Genomic DNA, 23,938 nt, shown 5'->3' with positions numbered 1-23,938 from the left:
AATGATGGGATGCCGCGGCGCCAGGATGGGTCGCGGCATTCGTGTGTCAGGCCGCTGGCGACGGGGCTGACGTCTCCGCGCCCGACAACGCCGCAAGCGCGGCGTCCTGTGCGTCGGCGAGGCTGAGGCCGCGTACCGCGTCACGCGCCTGCCGCAACGACGTGGCGGCCATGCTGAACTCGCGCAACCCCAGGCCAATCAATACGCGCAGCAGCGCCGCGTCCGCGGCCATCTCACCGCACACGGCCACGCGCCGGCCATGACGGCGCGCCCCGCGCACCACCATTCGAATCAACCGCAGGACCGCCGGATGCTTCGAGTCGTACAGGTGCTGCAGCCTGACGTCGCCGCGATCGGCGGCCAGCGTGTACTGCGTGAGATCGTTCGTCCCGATGCTCAGGAAGCACGCGTGTTGCGCCAGGCGCCTCGCGTCGAGCGCCGCGGCGGGCACTTCCACCATGACGCCAGCCGGTGGCGCGGGCAGGTCGAGGCGCTCCGCCTGCTCGGCCAGGATACGCGTCGCGCGCACGACTTCTTCGACCGTGGTCACGAAGGGGAACAGGATGCGCAGATTCCTGCCCTGCCCTGCCTTCACGAGTGCGCGGAACTGACGCTCCAGCAGTTCCGGGCGGACCAGTCCCAGCCGCAATCCGCGCATGCCGAGCCGCTCGCGAGGCTCGACATCGAAGAGCTCCGGCAGGCCGATCTCCTCCGGCGTGATGTCGAAGGTCCTGATGGTGACTTCCCTGTCGCCCGCCTCGTCGAGCACGGCGCGGTAGGCGTCTATCTGTAACTGTTCGCTGACGCTTCCGATCGGCTGCCCACCGAGCAGCAACTCGGATCGCACGAGTCCGAGTCCAGCGGCGCCTTCCCGCCATGCGAACGCCACATCCTCGGGACGCTCGACGTTCGCATAGAGATGAACCGGTTCCTCGTCTGCCGTCGTCGCAGGTCCGGAGAGCAGCGGCTTCGGGACTGCCGTCGGCGTGAGCAGTCGACGCGTGGCTTCGATCACCGTTTGCGGCGGATCGACGGCGATCGCGCCGCGGGTTCCGTCAACGAGCAGCATGACGCCGGGCGGCACGACCCGCGTGGCTTCCTGAAGTCCGACGACGGCGGGGATGCCCATGGAACGCGCGAGTATCGCCGTGTGCGCCGTGCGCGTGCCGGCGTCTGTCGCCAGTGCGGCGAGCCGGCTCCAGTCCAGTTGCGCCGCCACGGAGACGGGCAGGTCGTCGGCGACGAAGACGCACGGCTCCGCGAAGCGCGCGAGCTGCGCGTTGAGCCAGCCCGCGTCGCTGTCGTCGCGCTGCAGGTTGGCGCGAACGCGTCCGAGGACGTCGCTGAGATCGCCGTGGCGCTCCTGCAGGTACGGATCCTCGATGGCGCGGAGGCGCTGCATCAACTCCTCCCCTGCCTCGACCACCGCCCATTCGGCGTTGACCTGCCGCGTACGAATCAGGGCGTCGGCGCGCTCGCGCAGCAGAGGATCGCCGAGCATCAGCAGCTGCACGTCGAACATGCCGGCGAGGTCGGCGCCGACCACGTGACGGGTCCTGTCGCGGATCTCCTCGAGTTGCCCGCGGGTGCGTTCGCACGCCTCGACCAGGCGCGCCTGTTCCGCGGCGACAGCGTCGGCTGCGATGCGGTACCTGACGTCGTGCGTGCGCAGTCGCACCACGACGGCCGGCCCGAGCGCTTCTCCGGGAGCCACGGCGACACCTGTCAGCATCAGCACGTCAGACCTCCCCGAATCCGTCGGCGACGAGCGTGGCCAGTGCCTCGGCCGCCGCCTCGGCGTCGTCGCCTTCCGTGCGGATGACGATCGTCGATCCGCGCGCGGCGCCGAGCAGCAGCAGACCGAGGATGCTCTTGCCGTCGAGTTCGCGCTGTCCCCTGGCCACGCGTACCGTCGAGCCGAACCGAGACGCCAGCCGGACGAAGCGGGCCGCCGCGCGGGCGTGCAGGCCGAGCGGGTTGACGATGGTCACTTCTCGCGTCACCATCGACTTACGAACCGGCGTCGGGGCGCATCAGATCCGACGCCACGCGAATGGCTTCGCGCGCGTGCTCGCGCACCTGCCGCGCGATGGCCAGCAGGCCGCTGTTGCTGCTGTCGAGGCTTGCCAGCTTCACCAGCATCGGCAGGTTCACGCCCGTCACGACCTCCACTTCATCGTCTTCGAGGAACGTGATTCCGAGGTTGCTGGGCGTGCCGCCGAACATGTCGGTGAGGATCAGCACGCCCGCGCCGCCGGCCACGCGCGCGACGGCGGCCGCGATCTGATCCCGCGCCGCGTTCGGGTCGTCGTGCCAGCCGAGCGCCACGGCCTGGAAGCGCACCTGCTCACCGGCGATCATCTCCGCCGCGTTCACGAGTTCGTGCGCCAACTGGCCGTGCGTCACCACGACCACGCCAAGTCCCTGTCCCGCGTCTGCCATGTCTCCCATTCTTCCACGCCCTGCGCGTCCGGCGACCCCGTCGAATGGAGGCCACCACTCCATCGAATCATGGAGGCCAGGGCTTTCAACCCTGGCGCGACGAACGGGCCGACGCCCGTTCGCTCCATCCCCAGGTCGTAGGGCCGCCCCTACTCATGCGCGATGTCGCGGTGGCGGACGCGCAGGCGGATGCCGTCGACGTCGGCCATGCGTCGCTTCAGTTGCTCGGCGATGGCCACCGACCGGTGCGTGCCCCCGGTGCAGCCGATGGCCACCGTGACGTAGCTCTTGCCCTCTGCGGCGTACCGCGGCAGCAGGAACGCCAGCAGGTCCGCGACTCTGTCGAGGAACGTGGCGTAATCTTCGTACTGCTCCAGGAACAGCCTGACCTCCGCGTCGCGGCCGGTGTGGGGTCGCAGTTCCGGGACGAAGTGCGGGTTCGGCAGGAAGCGCGCGTCGAACACGAGGTCGGCGTCGAGCGGGACGCCGTGCTTGAACCCGAAACTGAGGAACGTGACGACAGGGCCAGACGACGCGCCGAGATCCCGCGACGCGGCCATGAACGCGTGCCGCAGTTCGTGCACGGTCATGTCCGTCGTGTCGATGATCTGGTCGGCCATCGCGCGGATCGGCTGGAGTTGCTCGCGCTCGACGCGGATGCCTTCGCTGACCGATTGATGCTCGGCGAGCGGGTGCGGCCGGCGCGTTTCGCTGAAGCGCCTGACGAGCGCGGCGTCGGACGCGTCCAGGAAGATCAGCCGCGGGTCCAGTCCCGGCATGTCGCGCAGGGACGCGTAGGTCGCCGGAAACGCCTTGAGGAGCGACCGTTCCCTGATGTCGACGACGACGGCCGCGCGCGTGATCTCGCCGCCGGCGCGCAGCGTCAGTTCCGCGAACGTGGGAATGAGCGCGACGGGCAGGTTGTCGACGCAGAAGTAGCCGAGGTCTTCGAGTGCCCTGACGGCCTGGGTCTTCCCCGAACCGGACAGGCCGGTCAGCACGATGAAGCGGCTCATGACTCCCCCGCCCGCAGTTCCGCTTCGAGCGTGGCCACGAGACGCTGCGCCGCCGAGTTGCCGCGCGCGAGCAGCAGATGACGCCGGGCGGCCACTTCCACGAGGATGCCGATGTTCCGGCCGGGCGCCACGGGCAGGGCCACGACGGGCACCTGCACGCCGAGCAGTGGCTCGGTGGTCTGGTCGAGACCGAGCCTGTCGCAGTCGGTGTGGGCCTCCCAGCGCACCAGGCGGACCAGCAGTTCCACGTGCACGCTCTGGCGCGTCGAGGCGACGCCGAACAGGTCCTGCACGTTCATGATGCCGAGGCCGCGCACCTCCATGTGGTGCCGCGTGAGGGCCGGCGACGTCCCGACCAGCGTGGTGCCGCGTCGCGTGATTTCCACGGCATCGTCGGCCACGAGGCGATGGCCGCGCACCACGAGGTCGAGCGCGCATTCGCTCGTGCCGATGCCGCTCTCGCCCAGCAGGAGGACGCCCAGCCCAAGGATGTCCACCAGCACGCCGTGGAGCGTCGCGACGGGCGCCAGGGCTTCGTCGAGAAGGCCCGTGAGGCGCACGAGCGCTTCGGACGTGAGGACATCGGTCGACAGGACCGGCACGTCCATGGTGTCGGCCAGTTCCACGAGGATCGGATCGACGGCCAGTCCGCCGGTGATCACGATGCACGGCAGTCCCGGACGCAGCACGTCGCAGAGACGCAGGCGGCGCTCGTCAGGCCCGAGCTCGGCGAGGTACTGCACCTCGCTGCGGCCGAACAGGAGGACGCGGCCGTCCTCGAGGTAGTGGGCCTGCCCCGTCAGCGCGAGGCCGGTCTTCTGGAGCGATACGTGCGTGATGAGACGCCCGAGGCCGTTGGCGCCGGCCCGCACCGTCAGGTCGCCGAGCGCCGTGCCTGCGCAGCGCGTCAGGAGGTCACGAACCGTGAGTCCCAGGGCACCCGAATCGGGGATGACGACCATGGCCGGAGCCGTCCTCGTACGGCGGGGTCAGTACAGCACCTTGCGCTGATTGGACGTGGGGATCCGGAGCTCTTCGCGGTACTTCGCGATCGTCCGGCGCGCGAGCACCAGCCCTTCGCGCTGGAGGATGCTGACGATCTTCGAGTCGCTGAGCGGCTTGCGGCCGTCTTCGGCCTCGATGATCTTGCGGATCCGCTGCTTGATCGTGACAGACGAGACGCTCTCGCCGAACGAACTGCTGATGCCGCTGTGGAAGAAGTACTTCATCTCGAACACGCCCTGCGGCGTGTGCATGTACTTGTTGTTCACCACGCGGCTGACGGTGCTCTCGTGCATGCCGATGTCCTCGGCCACGTCGCGCAGCACGAGCGGGCGCAGGTGCTCGATGCCGTGATCCAGGAACTCCCGCTGGAACTGGATGATGCTGTTGGCGACCTTGATGATCGTCTTCTGGCGCTGATCCACCGACTTGAGCAGCCAGAGCGCCGAGCGGAATTTTTCCTTCACGTACGCGCGTGTCTCGGCCGCTGACTCGTCGTGCTTGTTGTCCAGCAGGCGCTTGTACACCGGGCTGATCCGCAGTTGCGGCAGGCCATCGTCGTTGAGGGCGGCCACGTACTGGTCCTCCACCTTGACGATGTAGACGTCGGGCATGACGTACTGCGACGGCGCGGGATTGAAGCGGCTGCCCGGTTTGGGATCGAGGTTCCTGATGATCTCGATGTGGTCCTTGAGCTGTTCGATGGGCATGCCCATCCGCTTGGCGATCTCGGGAACCTGATGGTTCTGCAACAGGCGGAGGTGCTCGGTGACGATCACGTCGGACGGCGTGTTTCCGTAGCCCTGGTGGCGCAACTGAAGGGTGAGGCATTCCTGGAGGTCGCGCGCGGCCACGCCGACAGGATCCAGGTGCTGCAGGATGGTCAGCACCTCCTCCACCCGGGAGGGCGTCCAGTCGCCCATCTGCGCCAGTTCGTCAACCGACGCCACGAGGTAGCCATCGTCGTTCAGGTTGCCGATGATGGCTTCGCCGATCTCGCGTGCGTCGGGAGAGATGTCCAGGCGCATCGACAACTGCCAAAGCAAATGGTCGGCCAATGTGCCTGACGTCGAGAGCGTGTTCTCGATGGGTGGCAACTCCTTGACCTCCACGGGCATGCGGGAGCGGTAGCCGCCATCGTCCAGGTATTCGCCGAAGAAGTAGGCGTAGTCCTGCTCGTCCCAGTTGGCGTCAGGCCTGTCCGGCTTGGGCGCTTCGGGGGCCTCGGGCTCCGACGTCTGGGCCTGGGGTTCCACCGTCTGCAACTCCTCGGTGGACACCTCCTCCAGCATCGGATTCTCGACCATTTCCTGATTCAGAAGCTCGGCAAGCTCGAGCGTCGTCATCGGCAGCAGCTTGATCGCCTGCTGCAACGAAGGCGTCAGGACGAGCTTCTGTGAGAGTCGGGTCTGGAGCTTCTGGGTGATGGCCATGGTGTCTGGCTACGCCAACGATGCAAAGGGCTCAGTCGAGCCTGAAATCGGTCCCAAGGTAGATGCGCTTGACCTCCTCGTCGGCCGCCAGATCCTCAGGGGTTCCACTCTTGAAAATGGTACCCGCATGCACAATATGCGCCCGATCGGTGATCTTCAATGTCTCCCGGACATTATGGTCCGTAATGAGGACGCCGATGCCACGATTTTTCAGGTGGAAGATGATGGTCTGGATATCCGAGACCGCGATCGGGTCGATGCCGGCGAAGGGTTCGTCCAGCAGGATGAACTTCGGGTTGTTGACCAGGGCGCGCGTGATCTCGACACGTCGGCGCTCCCCGCCCGACAGGGTGTAGGCCTTCGACCGTGCCAGATGGGACAGGGAGAGTTCGGCCAGCAACTCCCGGCATCGGGTGCGCCGGTGGGCGGCGTCGAGGTCGATCGTCTCGAGGATGGCCATCACGTTCTGTTCGACGGTGAGGCCCCTGAAGATCGACGCCTCCTGCGGCAGATAGGCCAGACCCTTGCGGGCCCTGACGTAGATGGGATCGTGGGTGATGTCGGCGCCGTCGAGGGTCACGGTACCCGAGTCGGGCCGCGCCAGGCCGACGCACATGTAGAACGTGGTCGTCTTGCCGGCGCCGTTGGGGCCGAGGAGGCCCACGACCTCGCCGGAGCGCAGCTCGAGGCTGACGCCCCCCACGACGGTGCGGCCGCCATAGGCCTTCGTGAGGCGATCGGTCTGCAGAAGGGCCATCAGGATGGCTTCAGGGCGGGGCACGTCCCGGCGGTGCGACCCTGCGTTCGGGTGGACTGGTTGCCGTCCACGGTGATGACGTCGGAGGCGCGGAAGAACGTCAGGCGCCGGCCCGTCGTCTCGCGACACTCGTTGGGGAACTGTTCGAGCACCACCACGGGTGTGCCGTTCAGGAGGTAGCGCCCTTCCCTGGTGAAGTACGTCAGCCGGGCGCACGTCGCGTTCCGCGTCGCGGTCTGGAGCGTCACCGCTTCGTAGGCTTCCAGGCGCTCGAGCTGGCGACCGCCGTCGAGCATGTACATCTCGATGCGGTTGCCGCGCAGGTCGCCGTCGCGCGCGCTCACGAGGCGTGCGGTGCCGCGCAGCGTGGCGCGGCGTTCCTGGTCGTCGTAGGCGACCTCGTCGGCCGTGCCCGTCGTCACGCTTCTGGGCGCCCCGGCCGCCGCGTCGGGATCGTCCATCTCCATCACGGTGCGGGCCTTTCCCGCGGCCAGCATGTTGCCGGAGGCCTCGTCGAGCGTGATCGAGTCGCCCTTGATCGACGTCGCCCCCTGCCAGATCTGGGCGTCGCCGGTGTAGACGGCTTTCTTGGCCCGGCGTTCAAGCCGCGCCGCCGTGACGTTCACGGGTTCGTCTCCCGAGAACAGGCCGGGGCGGGTGGCGCCGTCGCTTCCGCCCTGCAGCACGGAGCGGACGTCGATCTCCGCCGCCACATCATCGCCACCGCCAACGATGTCGATGATGCGGGCCTGCACCGACCCGCGCGCATCATCGACGCGCGCCGTGAGGGTGGTGCCTTCCGCGCTCAGCGTGATGTCGCCCGATTCGGTGCGGTAGACGAGCCGTGGGGCCGACGCCGTGCGTTGCGCGTCCTTGACCTGCACGCTGCCGGTGAAGGTGGCGCGATCGATCGCGTCGAGGCTGCCCTTCGTGTTCAATTCGAGGGTCTCGGCGGTGATGGTGCGATCGAGGGCGGCCTGCCCTCGCGATGCCGGCCGTGTTTCGCGGAACACGACGTCCTTCGAGAAGGTGGCGCCTGTGAGGCCGCGTCCCGGCTGTCCCGTGCCTGTCAGCGACTGCCCCGTGATGACGCGCGCCGGCGTGGCGCCTGCCTGCGGCACAGACAGGGCCACGTGGTCCTGCGCGGTCAGGCCCGTCATGGTGGACCCATCGGCATCGAGCTGCATGTCGATGAGCGCACCATCGAGGCGCCGCCCCTGGCCGCCGCCTTCCGCGCGGAAGCGCACGTTCGCGCGTTCAGCAAGCGTCACCTGGCGCAGCGTCCGGCCGTCTGATTGGTACGCGAGGTTGATGTCGGTGGCCGACAACTGCTGGAGCTGTTGGGGCGCGGGCAGCGAGACAGCCGACTTGTCGCGCAGTTCGACGAGCTCGACGATGTCGACCTCGGGCTGCATGAACACGGTGATGGTCGTGCCCGTGAGCTCCTGCCCTTCCCGTTTCACTGTCGCGGCGTCCTGCAGGCGGATGTAGCGATCGGCGCGCGCGAAGCCCGCCGATCCAGCCGTCATGTGCGTTTCGCCCTGACCCTGTCGATCGGCGGCGATATCGATGCGCGCGCGCTCGAGCATCCATAGCACGTCACGCGTGTTGTCGTAGGTCGCGCCGACCGACGACCCCGTCATCCGTTCGCGCGTGAAGCGCACGTCGCCCGGGATGCGGATGATGCCGTCGGTCGAGTCGTAGGTCGCCTCCGGCCCCGTCATGGTGAGGTTGTCGCTGGTCACGAGCTTCAGGTTGCCCGTGAGGCGTACCTGCGCGTTGTCCTTGGTGACCTCCGCCTCGTCGCCGCTGATGGTGAAGCCGCGCCTGTCGTCGCGAGGCGGCACCGTCACGGTGACCGACTGGAACACCGTGCGTCCATCGGGGTACGTCCGCAGCCCCTCGTGACGCAGGTCCATGTCGCGCGCTTCGCCGCGCGTCCGCGTGATGAGGCCGCCGCTCGACTCGACGACGGCGTCGGGATCGGTGCGCGGATCGCTGACCTCGCCGGTCAGGATCGGACGCCCGCGCAACTGGAGGCCGAGCCATGCGGCAAAGCCGAGCGCGAACGCCGCAAGCAGCGCGCGAAGAAGGCGTCGCATGCGCATCAGACGGTACTCGCCTCGGATCCGGTTGCCGGTTGCCCGTTGCCGGGTGCCGAACTCGATCCGGTGCCCGGTGCCCGATGCCCGGTGCCCGGCGTGTCCGTGGCCCGCATGTCGGCGACCGTCAGTTCGAGCGTCGTCTCGCCGCGGAACGTCTGCTTGTCGAGGGAGTAGGCCAGCTGCAGCGACTGGCGGTGCTCCTCCCAATGCGCGGCCTTCTCGACCGCGCGCCACGCGATGGCGCTGAAGACGCGGCCGTCCTGACGCACCTGCACCTTGAGGTGCCGATCCTTGATGCGGCGCGGCGTGCCGAGGAGTTGCACCCCGTGTGCCGAGAAGACCGGCTTGCTGTTGGCGAGGCCGAATGGCGCCATCCGCTCCAGCCCGGCGACCACGCGTGCGTCGATGTCGGCCAGGCGGAGTTCGCCGTCGATACGCAGGCGCGGCATGAGGTCGGTCGGTTCAAGGCACGCCAGGCCATGCGCGTTGATGCGCTCGCGGAACTCCGGGATCCGCGCGGCGTCCATCGTGAGTCCCGCCGCCTGCCGATGCCCCCCGTACTTCTCGAACAAGTCGGCGCACCCATCGAGCGCGCCGAGCATGTCGAACGCCGGGATCGATCGGCACGATCCGTGTGCGATGCCGTCCTCGGTCGACAGGACGATCGTCGGCTTGTAGAACGCGTCGACCAGCTTCGACGCCACGATACCGATGACGCCGCGATGCCAGCCGTCGCCGGCCACCACGAGGATGTTGTGCGCGCCGATGCGCACGTCCGTCTCGACCTGCTTCTTCGCGTCGGCGACGATCTCGGCTTCGTAGGTCTGCCGGCGCGTGTTCTCCTCGCCGAGTTGTTCGGCAAGCCGCCTGGCCTCGTCGACCTGCGTCTCGTCGCTCGCGAGCAGCAGACGCGTGGCCAGGTCGGGTGTGCTCATGCGGCCCGCGGCGTTCACGCGCGGGGCGATCATGAACGACACATGGAAGCCGTCGATCGGCGTGTTCTGCAGCCCGGCCGATTCGAGCAGCGCGCGGAGCCCGACCGTGTGCGGTCCCTGCGAGAGCTTCTCGAGTCCCAGTTTGGCGATGATGCGGTTTTCGCCCACGAGCGGTACGACGTCGGCGACGGTACCAATGGCGGCCAGCTTGAGGAACGCCGGGAGCCACTTCTCGCGGCCGTAGCGCTGGCACAGCGCCTGCACGAGCTTGAACGCCACGCCGACGCCAGCCAGGTTCTTGTCCGGATACGTGCAGTCGGCCCGCTTCGGGTTGATCACCGCCAGCGCCGGCGGCAGTTCCGCTTCGGGCTCGTGGTGGTCTGTGATGATCAGGTCCACGCCGAGGTCGCGCGCGCGTCGGCCGGCGTCCGCACTGCGGATACCGCAGTCCACCGACACGATGACCTTCACGCCGTCGGCGTGCAGCCGCTCGACAGCGGGCACCTGGAGGCCGTAGCCGTCGCGCAGGCGCTCGGGGATGAAGTGCACGACGTCGCCGCCGAGCAGTTCGAGCGCGCGGCGGAGGATCACCGTCGACGTCACGCCATCGACGTCGTAGTCGCCGTGGATGGCGATGCGGTCCTTGCGTTCGAGCGCGGCGCAGAGACGCTCCACCGCGGGGCGCATGTCGGCGAGCCGGAACGGATCCCAGAGTTGCGACATGTCGGGGAACAGGAAGCGATGCGCGGCTTCCGGATCGCCGTGTCCCCGGTGACACAGCAGGCGTGCGACCACCGGAGACACGTCGACCGCAGCGGCCAGCGTCTGCGCGGCCGTCTCGTCGCACACGACGGGGTCCCAGATCAACGTACGCATGACGGTTGCGATCCCCGCGTGGGGGTCAGGAGGTCGCGCCGGAAATTTCCACGCCCAGCCGGCCGATTCGACGGAACTTCTCGTAGCGGCGTTCGAGGCGGTCGGTGGCCGGCATCGCCATGAGCTGCTGCAGCGCGGGCCACAGCACCGCATCGAGTTGCCTGGCGGCGAGGTCGTAGTCGTGGTGCGCGCCGCCGGCGGGCTCGGGAATGACGCCGTCGACGATCTCACGCGAGACGAGGTCGGGCGCCGTCATCTTGAGCGCATCGGCCGCCTCGACCTTCTTGGCCGGATCGCGCCAGAGGATCGCCGCACAGCCCTCGGGCGGGATGACGCTGTACACCGCGTACTCCTGCATGAGCACCGTATCGCCCACCGCGATGCCGAGCGCGCCGCCGCTGCCACCCTCCCCCGTCACCACCACGAGGATGGGCGTGTCGAGCACGGCCATCTCGCGCAGGTTGAGGGCAATGGCCTCGGCGATGCCGCGCTCCTCGGACTCCATCCCCGGATAGGCCGCGGGCGTGTCGACCAGGCAGATCACCGGCCGCTTGAACTTCTCGGCCATCTGCATCGCGCGCAGCGCCTTCCGGTAACCCTCCGGGCGCGCATACCCGAAGTTCCGCGCGATCTTCTGCTTCGTGTCGCGACCCTTCTGATGGCCGACGATGAGCACGGGCTGGTCGTGGTAGGTCGCAAACCCCGTGACGATCGCCTGGTCGTCGCCGAAGCGACGGTCGCCGTGAATCTCGGTGAAGCCGGGCCAGAGCCGCTCCACGTAGTCGAGCAGGTACGGCCGCTGTGGATGCCGCGCCACCAGCACGCGCTGCCACGGCGTGAGTCTCGCGAAGATGTCCTGACGCACCTGTCGGGCGCGGGCCTGCAGGCGTGCGATCTCGCCGGCGCGCTCGGGCGACGAGGGCTGGCTGCCGAGGTGATCGATCTCCTTCAGCAGTGCGGCGACGGGTTCCTCGAACTCGAGGGTATCCACGGGCATACGGGTCAGGTTACCGCAGTTTGACGGCCCCTTGCCCGCACACGCGCTCCAGATCGGCCACCAGTTGCTCGGACGGTCGCACCTGGACCGCGCCCAGTTCGGCGCGCACGCGCATCGGTCGCGGCAGGTCGCGCACCTCGAAATCGAGCCGAACGCGGCGATCGCCCCGATGCCGCAGCAGCACGTCGGCCACCGCTTCGAACATGGGTCGGGACGGCCGCTTCACGCAGATGGCGACCTCGCGCGACAGCGTCTCTTTGAGCGAGGACAGCGGCTTGATCTCGGAGGCCAGGATCTTGGCGCTCTCGTCGCCGGCCTCGAGCTTGCCGCGCACGAGCACCATCGCGTCGTTCTCGATGAGGTGCACGAAGCTCCGGAAGGCCTCCGGGAACGCCACCACTTCGAGCGACGCGTCGAGGTCTTCGAGCATGAAGGCGGCCATGCGGTCGCCCTTCTTCGTCTTGACCTGCCTGACGCCGCCGATGATGCCACCGACGAGCACATCCGCCATCGCCTCGGTGCACTGGGCGATGGGGCGGGCGCCGGCCTTGCCGAGATCCTCCTGATGCGCCGCGAGCGGATGGCCGCTCAGATAGAGACCGAGCGCCTCCTTCTCGAATGCGAGCACGTGGGCCGATGGCCACGGTTCCGCGTCCGGCAGCGCGAAATCCGCCTGCCCGCCGGCCTCCTGGTCACCGCCGCCGAACATCGCGTCGAAGAGCTGCGTCTGGCCGCGGTCTCGATCCTTCTGGATCCGGTTGCCGTGTTCGAGCGCGCGGTCGATCGCGGCACACAACCGGGCACGACGGGAGGCGAGCGGTTCGTCGGGCGGGGCCAGAGAGTCGAGCGCGCCCGCCTTGGCCAGGCTTTCCAGCACGCGCTTGTTGACCAGGCGCAGGTCGGCGTGCTCGCACAGCGTGCGCAGGGAATCGATACGGTTGTCGTGCGCCGTGCGCACGGCGAGGATCGAGTGAATCGCCCCTTCGCCCACGTTCTTGACGGCCGTCAGTCCGAAGCGGACGCCCTCCGGTTCGACGGTGAACGGCAGCTGGCTCAGGTTGACGTCTGGCGGCAGCACGGGCACGCCGATGTCGCGGCACTCACCGAGGTAGAACGAGAGCTTGTCGGTGTTCTGGGCTTCGATGGTCAGCAGCGCCGCCATGAAGTATCGCGGGTAGTTGGCCTTGAGGTAACCCGTCTGGTACGCGAGCAGCGCGTACGTGGTGGAGTGCGACTTGTTGAAGCCGTATCCGGCGAAGTACGCGAGCAGATCGAAGATCTCGCCCGCGAGCTTCTCCTTGAGACCATTGCCGATCGCGCCCTGCACGAACCTGCCGCGCTGCGCGGCCATGACGGCAGGATCCTTCTTGCCCATGGCCTTGCGGAGCACGTCGGCTTCGCCCATCGTGAAGCCGCCGACGTCGCGCGCCACGCGCATGACCTGTTCCTGGTACGCGATGACGCCGTACGTGTCGCGCAGGATGGGTTCCATCTGCGGGACCATGTACGTGATGTCTTCGCGTCCGTGGCGGCGGTTGATGAAGCTCTCGACGACGCCGGCGCCGAGCGGGCCGGGACGATAGAGTGCGTTGAGCGCGATGAGGTCGTCGAAGCGCGACGGCCGCGCCTTGCGCAGCACGTCGCGCATGCCCGACGACTCGAACTGGAACACGCCCGCCGTCTGGCCGTCGGCGAACAACTGGAACGTCCTGGCATCGTCCATCGGGATGGCATCGATGTCGAGCGTCTCCCCTGTCGTCCGCGCGATCTCCTTCAGGGCATCGTCGATCAGCGTGAGCGTGCTGAGACCGAGGAAGTCCATCTTGAGGAGGCCCATCCTCTCGATTTCCTTCATCGCCCACTGCGTGACGATTTCGTCGCGCGCGCTCTTGTAGAGCGGCGCGTAGTCGGTGATGGCGCTTGGCGCAATCACGACGCCGGCGGCATGCACCGATGCGTGACGCGTCATGCCTTCGAGCCGCTGTCCGATCTCCAGCATCTCGCGCACCCTGGGATCGCTGTCGCGCAGTTGCTTGAGCGCCGGGTTCTCGGTCAGCGCCTTCTCGAGCGTCATGTCGAGCGCCGGAGGAATCAGCTTGGCGACCTTGTCGACCTCGGCGTAGGTCATGTCGAGCACGCGACCCACGTCGCGCACGACGGCCTTGGCCTTCATGGTCCCGAACGTGATGATCTGTGCGACGTTCTCGCGGCCGTACTTGCGCGTGACGTACTCGATCACCTCGCCGCGGCGGCGCTCGCAGAAGTCGATGTCGATATCGGGCATCGACACGCGCTCGGGATTGAGGAAGCGCTCGAAGATGAGGTCGAACTCGATGGGGTCGACATCGGTGATCCGGAGGCACCACGCCACCACGCTGCCGGCGGCCGATCCGCGGCCGGGTCCGACCGGAATCCCCTGCTCGCGCGCGTACCTGATGAAATCCCAGACGATGAGGAAGTACCCGGTGTACCCCATCTTCCGGATCATCGCGATCTCGTAGTCGAGCCGCGACGCGTACTCCTCGAGCGTGTGATGGAGCGCGCCGCGCGCCATCAGCTCGCGCAGGCGCGGCAGGCGGGCCGTGAAGCCCTCGCGCGTCATGCGCTCGAAGTGCGCGTCGAGGGTCTCGCCTGCGGGCACGTCGAAGCTGGGCAGGTGGTACGTCTTCGAGTCGAGACTGACGTGGCAGCGCTCGGCGATGCGCGCGGTGTTGGTGAGCGCGTCGGGATACTCGCCGAATCGCTCCCACATCTGCTCGGGCGTCTTCAGGAAGAACTCGTCGGACCCGTACTTCAGGCGGTGCGCGTCGCTGACGCTCTTGCCCGTACCGATGCAGAGCAGGATGTCGTGCGGCTTGTGATCGCCGTGCCGCAGGTAGTGGACATCGTTGGTGATGACCATCGGCAGGTCGAGCTCGCGCGCCAGCGACGGGAGGCTGTCGTTGACGATCTTCTGCTCGCGCAGGCCCTGGTACTGCATCTCGAGGAAGAAGTTGCCCTTCCCGAGAATCTCGCCGTACTGCCCTGCCGCCGTGCGCGCCTTGTCGATCCGGTCCTTGTAGATGCCTTCGGCGACTTCGCCCTTGAGGCAGCTGCTCAACCCGATGAGCCCCGCGCTGTGTTGCTGGAGCAGCTCCTTGTCGATGCGCGGCTTGTAGTAGAAGCCTTCGGTATAACCTGACGAAACGAGCTTGATCAGGTTGTGGTAGCCCTCGTTGGTCTCGGCCAGCAGCACCAGGTGGTTCTGCGTCTCGCCGGGACCGCCGCTCTTCTCGCGTCGATCGCCCGGGGCGACGTACACCTCGCAGCCGAGGATCGGCTTGATGCCGTGCTTCTTCGCCGTGTCGTGGAACACGATCGACGAGAACATGTTGCCGTGCTCGGTGACGGCCAGCGACGGCATGCCGAGCCGCGCGGCTTCCTTCATCAACTCGTCGACGCGGCAGGCGCCGTCGAGGAGCGAGTATTCGGTGTGCAGGTGGAGGTGAACGAAGTCGCGCATGGCAGACGTCACTCCCACTCGATCGTGCTGGGGGGCTTGCTGCTCACGTCGTAGACGACGCGGTTGATGCCGCGCACCTCGTTGATGATGCGGCCCGACGCGCGCTTGAGGAGGGCGACAGGCAGCGGCGCCCAGTCGGCGGTCATGAAGTCGCTCGTCTGCACGGCACGCAGGGCGACCACGAACTCGTAGGTGCGGCCGTCGCCCATCACGCCCACGCTGCGCACGGGCAGGAAGACCGCGAATGCCTGGCTCGTGAGGTCGTACCACGTGCGCCCCGTGGCCTCGTCGATCGTGGTGCGCAGTTCCTGGATGAAGATGTCGTCGGCGCGCCGCAACAGATCGGCGTACTCCGCCTGCACCTCGCCGAGGATGCGCACGCCGAGGCCAGGCCCCGGGAACGGATGGCGATAGACCATGTCGGGTGGCAGGCCGAGCACCAGACCGAGCTCCCGCACTTCGTCCTTGAACAGCTCTCGCAGCGGTTCGAGCAGCTTCAGTCCCAACGTCTCCGGCAGGCCGCCGACGTTGTGATGGCTCTTGATCGTCTTGGCCTTCTTCGTCTTGGCACCGCCCGACTCGACGACGTCGGGATAGATGGTGCCCTGCGCGAGCCACTTCGCGTTGGTGAGCGCGCCCGCTTCGCGCTGGAAGACCTCGACGAATTCGCGACCGATGATCTTGCGCTTGGCTTCCGGATCGGTGACGCCGGTCAACTGCGAGAGGAACTGCTCGCGCGCGTCGACGTGGCGCACGCGGGCGTGCAGGCGTCCCGCGAACATGTCCATCACGAGCTGCGCTTCGTTCAGACGCAGCAGCCCGTGGTCGACGAACACGCACGTGAGTTGATCGCCGATCGCGCGATGGATCAGGGCCGCCGCCACGCTTGAATCCACACCACCCGAGAGGCCGAGTACCACCTCGTCGCCACCCACCTGCCCGCGGATGCGTGCGACGGCTTCGGTGACGTAGTCACCCATCCGCCAGTCGCCTCGCGCACCGCAGATGTCGCGCACGAATCGCGTGAGGATGGCTTGTCCCTGGACGGTGTGCGTGACTTCGGGATGGAACTGCACCGCGTAGTAGCCGCGTGCCTCGTCAGCCATGCCCGCGATGGGACAGCTCGGCGTGGACGCCATCAGGGAAAAGCCCGGCGGCAGCGTGGCGACGGCATCGCCATGGCTCATCCACACCTTCAGCATCCCGTGCTCGTCGGGCGTGCGGAAGTCTTCGAGGCCGTCGAGCAGCCTGGTGTGGCCGTGCGCCCGCACCTCCGCGTAGCCGAACTCGCGGTGGTCGCTCCACGTCACCGCGCCGCCGAGCTGCGCCGCCATCGTCTGCATGCCGTAGCAGATGCCGAGCACGGGCACGCCGAGTTCCCACACGATGTCGGGCGCGCGCAGGTCGTGATCCTCGTAGGCGCTGCCGTGACTGCCCGACAGGATGATGCCGATCGGCGCCAGTTGCCTGATGGTCTCGGCGGGCACGTCGTAGGGGTGGATCTCGGAGTAGACGTGTGCCTCACGCACGCGGCGCGCGATGAGCTGCGTCACCTGCGATCCGAAGTCGAGGATCAGGAGCGTCTGATGGGCCATGCGTGGGGACAGGGTCGCCTCGCCCTGTTCGTGAAGCCGGTATTATAGCCACGTGTCAGGTCTGTCGACCACCACATGTCGCGGTCGTTCGAGTAGCCACCGCAGCTCCTTGGCGTTCACACTGCTGGTGTGGATGGCCGCTCCGTGCGTGTCGGCCGCGCAGCCCCAGGGGCCGCCGCCAGGCGCTGCGCCGGCCCAGCGTCCGGCACCGCCGGCACCGAAGGCCTCCAGGGCGAAGGGCACCACGGGGGGCGTGCCCTTCTTCCCGCTGCGCGTGCGGTGGAGCACCGAGCTCGAAGCCGCACCCTCCGCCGGTATCGCGACCGATGACGTTCGCGTATTCGTGCCGCTGACGGGAAGCGGGCTCCTCGCCGTCGACGCAGCGACGGGTGGCGTTCGTTGGCGTGCGGACCTGACGACCGACGTGCGTCCCGCCGTCGATGAATCGCGCGTGCATGTCGTTGCCGCTGATGCGATCCACGCGCTCGACGTCACCACAGGTACCGAGGTGTGGCGTACGCCGCTGGCGGCTCCTGTCTCGACTCCTCTCGTGGCATGGGGCGGGTGGGTGATCGCGGCGCTGCAGAGCGGAGACGTCGTGGCCCTGCGCGGCATCGATGGCAGCGAGGTGTGGCGCCAGACGTTCGGCGCGGCCGTCGTGGCGCCGCCCGCGATCAATGGCGATCGTCTCTACCTCCCCGGCCCGGACGGCATGGTCCGGGCGCTCGCCATCGAGACCGGTGCGGCGATCTGGACGCGCGCCCTCGGCGGGAGCGTCCTGTCGATCGCGCCACTCGGCAATCGGGTCTATGTCGGATCGTCGGACAATCACTTCTACTGCCTGGACGATGCGAAGGGGCGCGTGCGGTGGCGGTGGCGCGCCGGCGCCGATCCGATTGGTGACGCGATCGCCGACGACGAGCGCGTGTACTTCACGTCGCTCGATACAGTGGTGCGCGCGCTCGATCGCGGTCACGGCGCGCAGCGCTGGCGGCAGCCACTGCCCTGGCGCCCGCGTTCCGGTCCCATCCGTGTGGGCAACACCCTGGTCGCGGCAGGCATCGCCGTCGATCTCCGGGGGTACGCCCTCGACACGGGCAAGGCGGTGGGCGATTTCGCGCTGACGGAGAACCGGCTCGAAGTAATCGAGGGCGTGCCCGTCGTGGTGCACCGCGCCACGCTGCCAGGCGACTTCCTCGTGGCCGCCGTGGCCGACGGGCGACTCGTGGCGCTGGAGCACGTCTTCGGCCTGCCGGCCAGGCCACTCTCCGACCTGCCGGGCGAGCGTATCGCCATCACCCCGCCGCAGCCCTGACGCTCAGGCAGGCACGTCGCTGCCGTGGACGACAGACGCGTCGACTTGCGGTGGCGCCTCGTACAGAAACAGGTAGGCACCTGCTGACGTGAGGCCGAGGTACTGGAAGACGAGCCCTCGCAGCAGCCACGCCGCCAGTTGCAGCGGGAGGACGGTGAGTCCGACGAACGGGACGAACGAGATGAGGCCCAGGCCCGCCGTCGTCACGATCGACGCGAGCGTCGCGATTCCCACCAGGCCCGCAGTGACGAGGAACACGCCGACCACGCGCAGCCCATCGTCGCGCAGCATCCGCAGCGCTTCCCGGACTGCTGCGCGCACCGAGACGTTGCGAGCCGCGATGATCACCTGCAGCACCAGATACGACGCGTTGACGAGTGCCAGCCAGACCACGAGCAGTGCGCTGCACACCGCGGCGATCACGGTCCAGCCCACGAGGAAGCCGTCCTCGCCGAGTGCGCGATAGCCGGCGACGATGACCAACAGATACGTGAGGCCAGATACGACATACGTGGCGAGCAGGAACGCGCCAAGCCGCAGGAATCGCTGGCGGAGTCGTCGCGTACCATCGAAGAAGACGTCGATTTCCGTCCGTGCGGCACGCCGCAGGAACGAGAGACGAATCGGATATCGTTCGATGGGGCCCGCGTGCCGCTGCGCGTCGACCAGCACGGCCAGCGTACCGCCCTTCAGGATGAACATCAGCGCCGCGCCCCCCGCCACGACGATGCCCAGCGCGAGGAGAAAACTCACCAGCGCGACGGGATGCTCGAGGAGCGAGGCGGCCACGCTCGTCGCGCTCGATCGCAGGTCCAGGGAGTCTCCGAGGACGTCGTTCACGTCCTGATTCAGCGCCAGCGCCACGAGGAACGTCCCGCCGACGATGGGCACGGCCAGCAGCATCTTGAACGTCGACTCCGCGATGAACTGGAGCACGACGATCGGCCAGTTGGCGGCGGCCAGCAGGGCGCCGCGCTTGATCGGGATCTTGAGGGCAGGGATGCGCATCGGTCGCGGCATCGGCCGCGCCCACCACTATAGCGAACGGGACGAACGACAGCCGAGGCGGCGACGAGCCCGTCTGAACCACGGGGCCGTCTGAACCGCGAGTAAGATCGCCCGACGCCGCATGTCATCGTCACGCGCCGACTCCCGTTCTCGCAGCCTGACCTGGCGCGTGCTTGCCGTCGGCCTCGGCAGCACGGTGTGCCTGTGGCTGCTGGGCGCCACGTACGTGCTCTGGCGTCTGGGATCCGATGTCGAGGGGACCGCCGCGCGCATCGAACGCGACGTGCAGACGCGGTTCGCCGAGCGGGCCGAGACGCTGGCACACACGGTGGAGGCGTTACGCGCACAGCCCACACTCGTCCCCGCGCTCGACACGTCGCCCCGCGATCAGCGCGCCCTGTTCAACGCCGTCGACGTCGTGGCGCGGCAGAGCGGTCCCGACGTGGCGATCACCGTCGCCGCCCCCAACGGTCTGGCCGTCGCGTGGGCCGGTCGTCCGCAGGCAGTGCCCGATACCCGGCACGACAGGGGGGCCGTTCTCGTGCTGGCCCCCGGGGCGCTCGGATTGCGACTGGTGTACGTGGAGCCCGTGCACGTCACCACCGACGGCGCGACGCGCATGATTGGCTCGCTCGCCGCCGAGCAACTGCTCTCGGCGGGATCGCCCGTCGACACGCAGGACGCGCTCGAAGCCCGTGTCGACAGCGCGCTGCTCTCGGTGACGCTCACGCCGCGACTCATCGGCGGTGTCGCCGCCTCGCCCGACGCGGCGACGATCACCCTGCACGCGCCGGGTGGAGCGCCGCTGGCAGACGTCGTGATTCCGCACGCCGAACTGCGGACGCTCCGCGAGACGTGGTGGCGCCGGTTGTTCGGCCTTGCCGAGATCTGCCTGGCCATCACGCTGTTGCTGCTCGCGGGCGTGCTGGCCTGGGAGCGCCGCTATCTGCCGCGGCAGGACTACCGGACGTTCACGGCGCTCGCGTATCTCGTGCTCGTCGTCGCGCGCGTGCTCCTCTGGATGGGGACGACGCCGCTGCTCGAGCCGGCCGACGCCGCGACGGGGACGTTCGACCTGCTGGCGTGGCGCTATCGGTCGCCGTTCGACCTGTTCGCCACGGCATTCGTCCTCCTTGCCGGCGTCATGCTCTCGGCCGATCCGCTTCGCCGCACGCGGCTCGCGTGGCGGCTGACGCGACGCGAGCCGGCGGGGGCCGTGGGCGTCCGCGTGCGATTCGCCTTCGCGCAACTCGGTGGCGGCCTCATCGTCTCGGTCCTGTCGGGTGGGCTCGCGTATCTCGTGCAGGCCATCGTGAGCCACGCCGAACTGGACATCCGCATGCTGGCCCTGTGGCCGGCCGTCGGACTGAACCGACTGCTCGTCGTGCTCGGTCTCGTGGCCCTGGCCGTCGCCGTGTTCTGGGCTGGCGTGCTCGTCCTTCGAGCGGCACTCCGGCGGTGGCGGCTCGCACGTCTCGGCCTGTGGCTGCGCCTCGTGTGGCCGCTCGCGCTCTGGACGGCCCCACTCCTCGTCGGCACGACAGTCGCCGCCGCACGCGGCATCGACGTCCCCGCATTTGCGCTCGTGGCGCTGGTCGTCAGTGTCGGGGTGGCTGCGCTGTTCACCAACCGCGGCCTGGCCTGGTTCCGCCGCGGCACGCAGGGCCGACGCCTGCTCGCGGTCTACGCCGCGATCCTCGTGCCGTCGCTGCTGCTCTACCCGCTGCTGCTGCACACGGTGGATCACGCGCGGCGCCAACTGATTGCCACGCAGTACGCGCCACAGGTCGTCTCGCACCCGCAGGAACTGCAACGCCGGCTGAACGCGGCGCTCCGCCAGATCGATGCCATCCAGAGCCTCGGTGAACGCATCGCCGCGGTTCCTCGCGAAGTGGGACGTATCCCCACCGATACGGCCTTCGATCTGTGGCGCCAGACCGACCTCGCCGCGGCGCGGCTCACGTCGGCCGTGGAGTTGTACGCGCAGGACGGACCGCAGGTCAGCCGCTTCGGCTTCAACTTCCCCGAATACCAGGCAACGCTGCGTGAGTGGCGCAGCGGCGTCTGCGCGTGGGACGTCTTCGCCGAAGCGTCGCTGTTCGGGTCCGAGGAGCGCAGCATGCTCCACGCCGAACGCGCGATCTGCGAGAAGGGGACGGACGGACGGCAGTACGTGCGCGGCGGGATCATCCTGCACGTGATGCTGGACTACAGCTCACTGCCCTTCCTCACGACGCAGGGGCCGTACTACGACCTGTTCCGCGGCGTCGGCAGCGACGAACTTCGGACCGCCCGCCAGTCGCCGCGGGACACCGAGCTGGTCGTCTATGGGTGGGGCCGTACACCGATCTTCAGCTCGAGCGAGCGCGTGTGGGCGCTGCCCGACCGCGTGTTCGAGCGTGCGTACCAGTCGCGTGAGTCGTTCTGGGACACGCAGACGCGCGGCGCCCGCGTGTACGACCTGTACGTCTCCAACGATCGTCTCGCCATCTACGTGGTCAGCGTGCCCCGCGTCACGCTGGTCGAGCATCTGATCCACGTGGCGGAAGTGGCCACGCTCGCGGCGCTCGCGCTGCTGCTCGTGCTCGCCGTCCACGCGATCCTCAACCGCGTCAATCGACGCGGTCCGCAGCCGGCCACGCTGCTGGTCCGCGAGATCCGCGCGAGCTTCACGCGCAAGCTGTTCCTCGCCTTCGTGGCGACGTCGGTCATCCCGGTCCTCACGCTGGCGTTCGTGGTGCGGACCTTCGTGGCATCGCGACTGCGAGCCGACGTCGAAGCAGAGGCCACGCGCACGGCCGCCGTCGCGCGACGCGTGATCGAGGAAGCCATCGCGCTGCAGCAACTGGGCCCCGTATCGGCCACGGCGTTGAGCGACGACGTGATGGTGTGGATCAGTCGCGTGATCGGCCAGGACGTCAACATCTTCGACGGGCCGGCGCTACTTGCGACGAGCCAGCGCGACCTGTTCGCGCAGGGACTGCTGCCGGAGCGGACGCCGGACACCGTCTATCGCGCGATCGCACTGGAACGGCTGCCCACGTTCGTGGGCGAGGATCAGATCGGACCGCTGCAGTATCAGCTCGCCGCCACGCCGATTCGCGTGGCCAACCGCGAGGCGATTCTCACGGTTCCGATGACGCTGCGTCAGCGGGAGATCGAGCGCGAAATCGCCGAGCTCGATCGGAGCGTGAACCTCGGCGCCGTGGTGTTCATCCTGCTCGGCGCGGCCCTGGGGTACTCCATCTCCGGACGCATCGGCGATCCCGTCCAGCGGCTGACGCGCGCGAGCCGGCGCATCGCCGCCGGCGATCTCGATCAGCACATCGTGGCGAAGACTGCCGACGAGTTGCAGGGGCTCGTTGAGGCGTTCAACAGCATGGCCGCCGATCTGTCGCGCCAGCGGGTGCAGTTGCAGCGCACGCACAGGCTCGAAGCGTGGGCCGAGATGGCACGACAGGTCGCGCACGACATCAAGAATCCGCTGACGCCGATCCAGCTGTCAGCCGAGCATCTGCGACGCGTCCACGCGGACCGGGAGTCGCCGCTCTCGCCCGTGCTCGAGCAGTGCGTGGACACCATCCTGCTCCAGGTGCGGATGCTGCGGCAGATCTCGTCGGAGTTCGCCAGCTTCGCCTCATCGCCGACAGCGCGCCTCGCGAGCGTGCCGGTGCAGGCGCTCGTCGACGAGGTGCTGGCGGGGTATCGCATCGGCTTGCCGTCGAACGTACGTGTCCAGGCCGAGATCGACCCTGGCGTTCCCGACGTGCTCATCGACAGGGCGCTCCTCGGACGTGCGCTCATCAACATCATCGAGAACGCCCTGCACGCCATGCCCGCCGGCGGCGTCGTCACGCTGCATGCGATGCGTCAGGACGAGGGATTCGTGCGGCTGGCGCTCACCGATACCGGCGTGGGCATGGATGACGAGGCGCTGGCGCGCCTGTTCGAGCCGTACTTCTCGACCAAGGCGGCGGGAACGGGGCTCGGGTTGTCGATCGCGCGGCGGAACGTCGAGCTGATGGGCGGGGGTATCGACGTGCGGAGTGCGAAGGGCGTCGGGACGACCGTGTCGCTCGATGTGCCCGTGGCGCCCGTCGACCCGCCGTTGGCAGGCTAGGCGGAGGACGCCGGGTCAGACCTCGTGAGGGCCGCCACTGGCGACCGGCTCCGGATCGGTCGAGGGCACCGCGTCGTCGGCGTTCCTGGGGCGGATGCGCGACCAGGCGAGACCGATGAGCCCGGACACGAGATACGTGTACGAGATCAGCACCAGCGACCACTGCGGGTACGACACCACGGCCGCGAGGAACAGCGCAAACAGCATCAGGGCGCTGGCCGGGCGTCGCTGGCCGAGGTTGAAGGTCTTGAAACTCCGGTACTTGATCGTGCTGACCATCAGCGCGGCCGGCACGAGCAGCAGTGGCAGCGCGAGGAACGTCGTCCAGCCTGCCGGAAGGCCCTGGGGCAGCAGGTACACGGTGGCCGCAGGGACGCCGGCTGCCGCGGGGCTGGGCATGCCGACGAAGTAGCGCTTGTCCGGGTTGGTCGTGGTCTGGATGTTGAACCGCGCGAGACGAATGGCGGCGGCCGACACGAACAGGAACCCCGCCACCCAGCCGAGCCGGCCCAGCGTGAACAGTCCCCACGCGTACCCCAGCACGGCGGGCGCGACGCCGAACGAGATGACGTCGGCGAGGGAATCGAACTCCCTGCCGAAGTCGCTGGTCGATCCCGTCATGCGCGCGATGCGGCCATCCAGCAGGTCGAGCACCACCGCCACCCCGATGAACGGCGCGGCCGTGGCGAACTCGCCCCGCATCGCGAAGATCACGCAGGCGTACCCGCAGAACATGTTGGCGAGCGTGAAGAGGCTCGGCAGCAGGTACATGCCCCTGCGGAGACGGCGCTGATCGGCCTCACCGCGACGCAGGACGTTGATCATGGGGTCCGAT

The 23,938-nt window shown here is 68.4% G+C and carries 16 protein-coding genes; 2 read left to right on the top strand and 14 right to left on the bottom strand.

Features of this window, described 5'->3' with window-relative positions; genetic code table 11:
- Nucleotides 1-46: 46 nt before the first annotated feature.
- The 12 genes from ptsP to guaA form a co-directional block, all read right to left on the bottom strand.
- Nucleotides 47-1,738 (bottom strand): phosphoenolpyruvate--protein phosphotransferase, encoded by a 1,692-nt coding sequence (ptsP, locus tag IT182_04255; protein MCC6162545.1) that lies wholly within the window; start codon nt 1,736-1,738, stop codon nt 47-49.
- Nucleotide 1,739: 1 nt separating this feature from the next.
- Nucleotides 1,740-2,006, bottom strand: a complete 267-nt coding sequence (locus IT182_04250) for an HPr family phosphocarrier protein (protein ID MCC6162544.1) — start codon at nt 2,004-2,006, stop codon at nt 1,740-1,742.
- 4 nt (nt 2,007-2,010) lie between these two features.
- Nucleotides 2,011-2,442 carry a PTS sugar transporter subunit IIA gene (locus IT182_04245; GenBank protein ID MCC6162543.1) on the bottom strand — a complete coding sequence of 144 codons (432 nt, stop codon included), beginning with the start codon at nt 2,440-2,442 and terminating at the stop codon, nt 2,011-2,013.
- Between the two features lie 149 nt (nt 2,443-2,591).
- Nucleotides 2,592-3,458 (bottom strand): RNase adapter RapZ, encoded by an 867-nt coding sequence (gene rapZ / locus IT182_04240; protein ID MCC6162542.1) that lies wholly within the window; start codon nt 3,456-3,458, stop codon nt 2,592-2,594.
- On the bottom strand, nt 3,455-4,420 hold the full coding sequence (gene hprK / locus IT182_04235) for an HPr(Ser) kinase/phosphatase (GenBank protein MCC6162541.1): 966 nt from the start codon (nt 4,418-4,420) through the stop codon (nt 3,455-3,457). Before hprK ends, rapZ begins: the two co-directional genes overlap by 4 nt.
- A gap of 27 nt (nt 4,421-4,447) precedes the next feature.
- Nucleotides 4,448-5,893 (bottom strand): RNA polymerase factor sigma-54, encoded by a 1,446-nt coding sequence (gene rpoN / locus IT182_04230; GenBank protein MCC6162540.1) that lies wholly within the window; start codon nt 5,891-5,893, stop codon nt 4,448-4,450.
- A 31-nt stretch (nt 5,894-5,924) separates the two neighbouring features.
- A complete protein-coding gene (gene lptB / locus IT182_04225; protein ID MCC6162539.1) occupies nt 5,925-6,650 on the bottom strand; it encodes an LPS export ABC transporter ATP-binding protein in 726 nt (241 codons plus the stop codon).
- Entirely contained in the window at nt 6,650-8,758 is a 2,109-nt protein-coding gene (lptC, locus tag IT182_04220) for an LPS export ABC transporter periplasmic protein LptC (GenBank protein ID MCC6162538.1), read from the bottom strand. The genes lptB and lptC overlap by 1 nt, the downstream gene beginning before the upstream one ends.
- Nucleotides 8,758-10,566, bottom strand: a complete 1,809-nt coding sequence (gene recJ, locus IT182_04215; GenBank protein ID MCC6162537.1) for a single-stranded-DNA-specific exonuclease RecJ — start codon at nt 10,564-10,566, stop codon at nt 8,758-8,760. Before recJ ends, lptC begins: the two co-directional genes overlap by 1 nt.
- A gap of 25 nt (nt 10,567-10,591) precedes the next feature.
- A complete protein-coding gene (locus tag IT182_04210) occupies nt 10,592-11,563 on the bottom strand; it encodes an acetyl-CoA carboxylase carboxyltransferase subunit alpha (GenBank protein ID MCC6162536.1) in 972 nt (323 codons plus the stop codon).
- A gap of 10 nt (nt 11,564-11,573) precedes the next feature.
- A complete protein-coding gene (locus IT182_04205) occupies nt 11,574-15,065 on the bottom strand; it encodes a DNA polymerase III subunit alpha (protein MCC6162535.1) in 3,492 nt (1,163 codons plus the stop codon).
- Nucleotides 15,066-15,073: 8 nt separating this feature from the next.
- Complete coding sequence (gene guaA / locus IT182_04200) at nt 15,074-16,660, bottom strand: glutamine-hydrolyzing GMP synthase (GenBank protein MCC6162534.1); 1,587 nt, start codon at nt 16,658-16,660, stop codon at nt 15,074-15,076.
- Nucleotides 16,661-16,793: 133 nt separating this feature from the next.
- On the opposite strand from guaA, the gene IT182_04195 reads away from it, so the two are divergent.
- The gene (locus tag IT182_04195) at nt 16,794-17,975 is read left to right on the top strand and encodes a PQQ-like beta-propeller repeat protein (GenBank protein ID MCC6162533.1); all 1,182 of its coding nucleotides are present in this window, start codon (nt 16,794-16,796) and stop codon (nt 17,973-17,975) included.
- A 3-nt stretch (nt 17,976-17,978) separates the two neighbouring features.
- Here the strand turns inward: IT182_04195 and IT182_04190 are convergent, their stop codons facing one another.
- Nucleotides 17,979-18,983 (bottom strand): hypothetical protein, encoded by a 1,005-nt coding sequence (locus tag IT182_04190; GenBank protein ID MCC6162532.1) that lies wholly within the window; start codon nt 18,981-18,983, stop codon nt 17,979-17,981.
- Between the two features lie 121 nt (nt 18,984-19,104).
- Between IT182_04190 and IT182_04185 the strand changes: the two genes are divergently transcribed.
- Nucleotides 19,105-23,103, top strand: a complete 3,999-nt coding sequence (locus tag IT182_04185; GenBank protein ID MCC6162531.1) for a HAMP domain-containing protein — start codon at nt 19,105-19,107, stop codon at nt 23,101-23,103.
- A gap of 15 nt (nt 23,104-23,118) precedes the next feature.
- Here the strand turns inward: IT182_04185 and pssA are convergent, their stop codons facing one another.
- The gene (pssA, locus tag IT182_04180) at nt 23,119-23,928 is read right to left on the bottom strand and encodes a CDP-diacylglycerol--serine O-phosphatidyltransferase (protein MCC6162530.1); all 810 of its coding nucleotides are present in this window, start codon (nt 23,926-23,928) and stop codon (nt 23,119-23,121) included.
- Nucleotides 23,929-23,938: the final 10 nt, after the last annotated feature.

Source organism: Acidobacteriota bacterium, assembly GCA_020845575.1.
Taxonomy (GTDB): Bacteria; Acidobacteriota; Vicinamibacteria; order Vicinamibacterales; family Vicinamibacteraceae; genus Luteitalea.
This window is presented reverse-complemented; position numbering and strand designations above follow the sequence as displayed.

Excerpts from the sequence above, each read along its gene's own strand:
- IT182_04245 (MCC6162543.1), bottom strand. The coding sequence starts at position 2,442 with ATGGCAGACGCGGGACAGGGACTTGGCGTGGTCGTGGTGACGCACGGC.
- IT182_04190 (MCC6162532.1), bottom strand. The coding sequence starts at position 18,983 with ATGCGCATCCCTGCCCTCAAGATCCCGATCAAGCGCGGCGCCCTGCTG.
- hprK (MCC6162541.1), bottom strand. The coding sequence starts at position 4,420 with ATGGTCGTCATCCCCGATTCGGGTGCCCTGGGACTCACGGTTCGTGAC.
- IT182_04210 (MCC6162536.1), bottom strand. The coding sequence starts at position 11,563 with ATGCCCGTGGATACCCTCGAGTTCGAGGAACCCGTCGCCGCACTGCTG.
- recJ (MCC6162537.1), bottom strand. The coding sequence starts at position 10,566 with ATGCGTACGTTGATCTGGGACCCCGTCGTGTGCGACGAGACGGCCGCG.
- IT182_04195 (MCC6162533.1), top strand. The coding sequence starts at position 16,794 with ATGGCCGCTCCGTGCGTGTCGGCCGCGCAGCCCCAGGGGCCGCCGCCA.
- rapZ (MCC6162542.1), bottom strand. The coding sequence starts at position 3,458 with ATGAGCCGCTTCATCGTGCTGACCGGCCTGTCCGGTTCGGGGAAGACC.
- pssA (MCC6162530.1), bottom strand. The coding sequence starts at position 23,928 with ATGATCAACGTCCTGCGTCGCGGTGAGGCCGATCAGCGCCGTCTCCGC.
- lptC (MCC6162538.1), bottom strand. The coding sequence starts at position 8,758 with ATGCGCATGCGACGCCTTCTTCGCGCGCTGCTTGCGGCGTTCGCGCTC.
- IT182_04185 (MCC6162531.1), top strand. The coding sequence starts at position 19,105 with ATGTCATCGTCACGCGCCGACTCCCGTTCTCGCAGCCTGACCTGGCGC.
- IT182_04205 (MCC6162535.1), bottom strand. The coding sequence starts at position 15,065 with ATGCGCGACTTCGTTCACCTCCACCTGCACACCGAATACTCGCTCCTC.
- IT182_04250 (MCC6162544.1), bottom strand. The coding sequence starts at position 2,006 with ATGGTGACGCGAGAAGTGACCATCGTCAACCCGCTCGGCCTGCACGCC.
- rpoN (MCC6162540.1), bottom strand. The coding sequence starts at position 5,893 with ATGGCCATCACCCAGAAGCTCCAGACCCGACTCTCACAGAAGCTCGTC.
- guaA (MCC6162534.1), bottom strand. The coding sequence starts at position 16,660 with ATGGCCCATCAGACGCTCCTGATCCTCGACTTCGGATCGCAGGTGACG.
- lptB (MCC6162539.1), bottom strand. The coding sequence starts at position 6,650 with ATGGCCCTTCTGCAGACCGATCGCCTCACGAAGGCCTATGGCGGCCGC.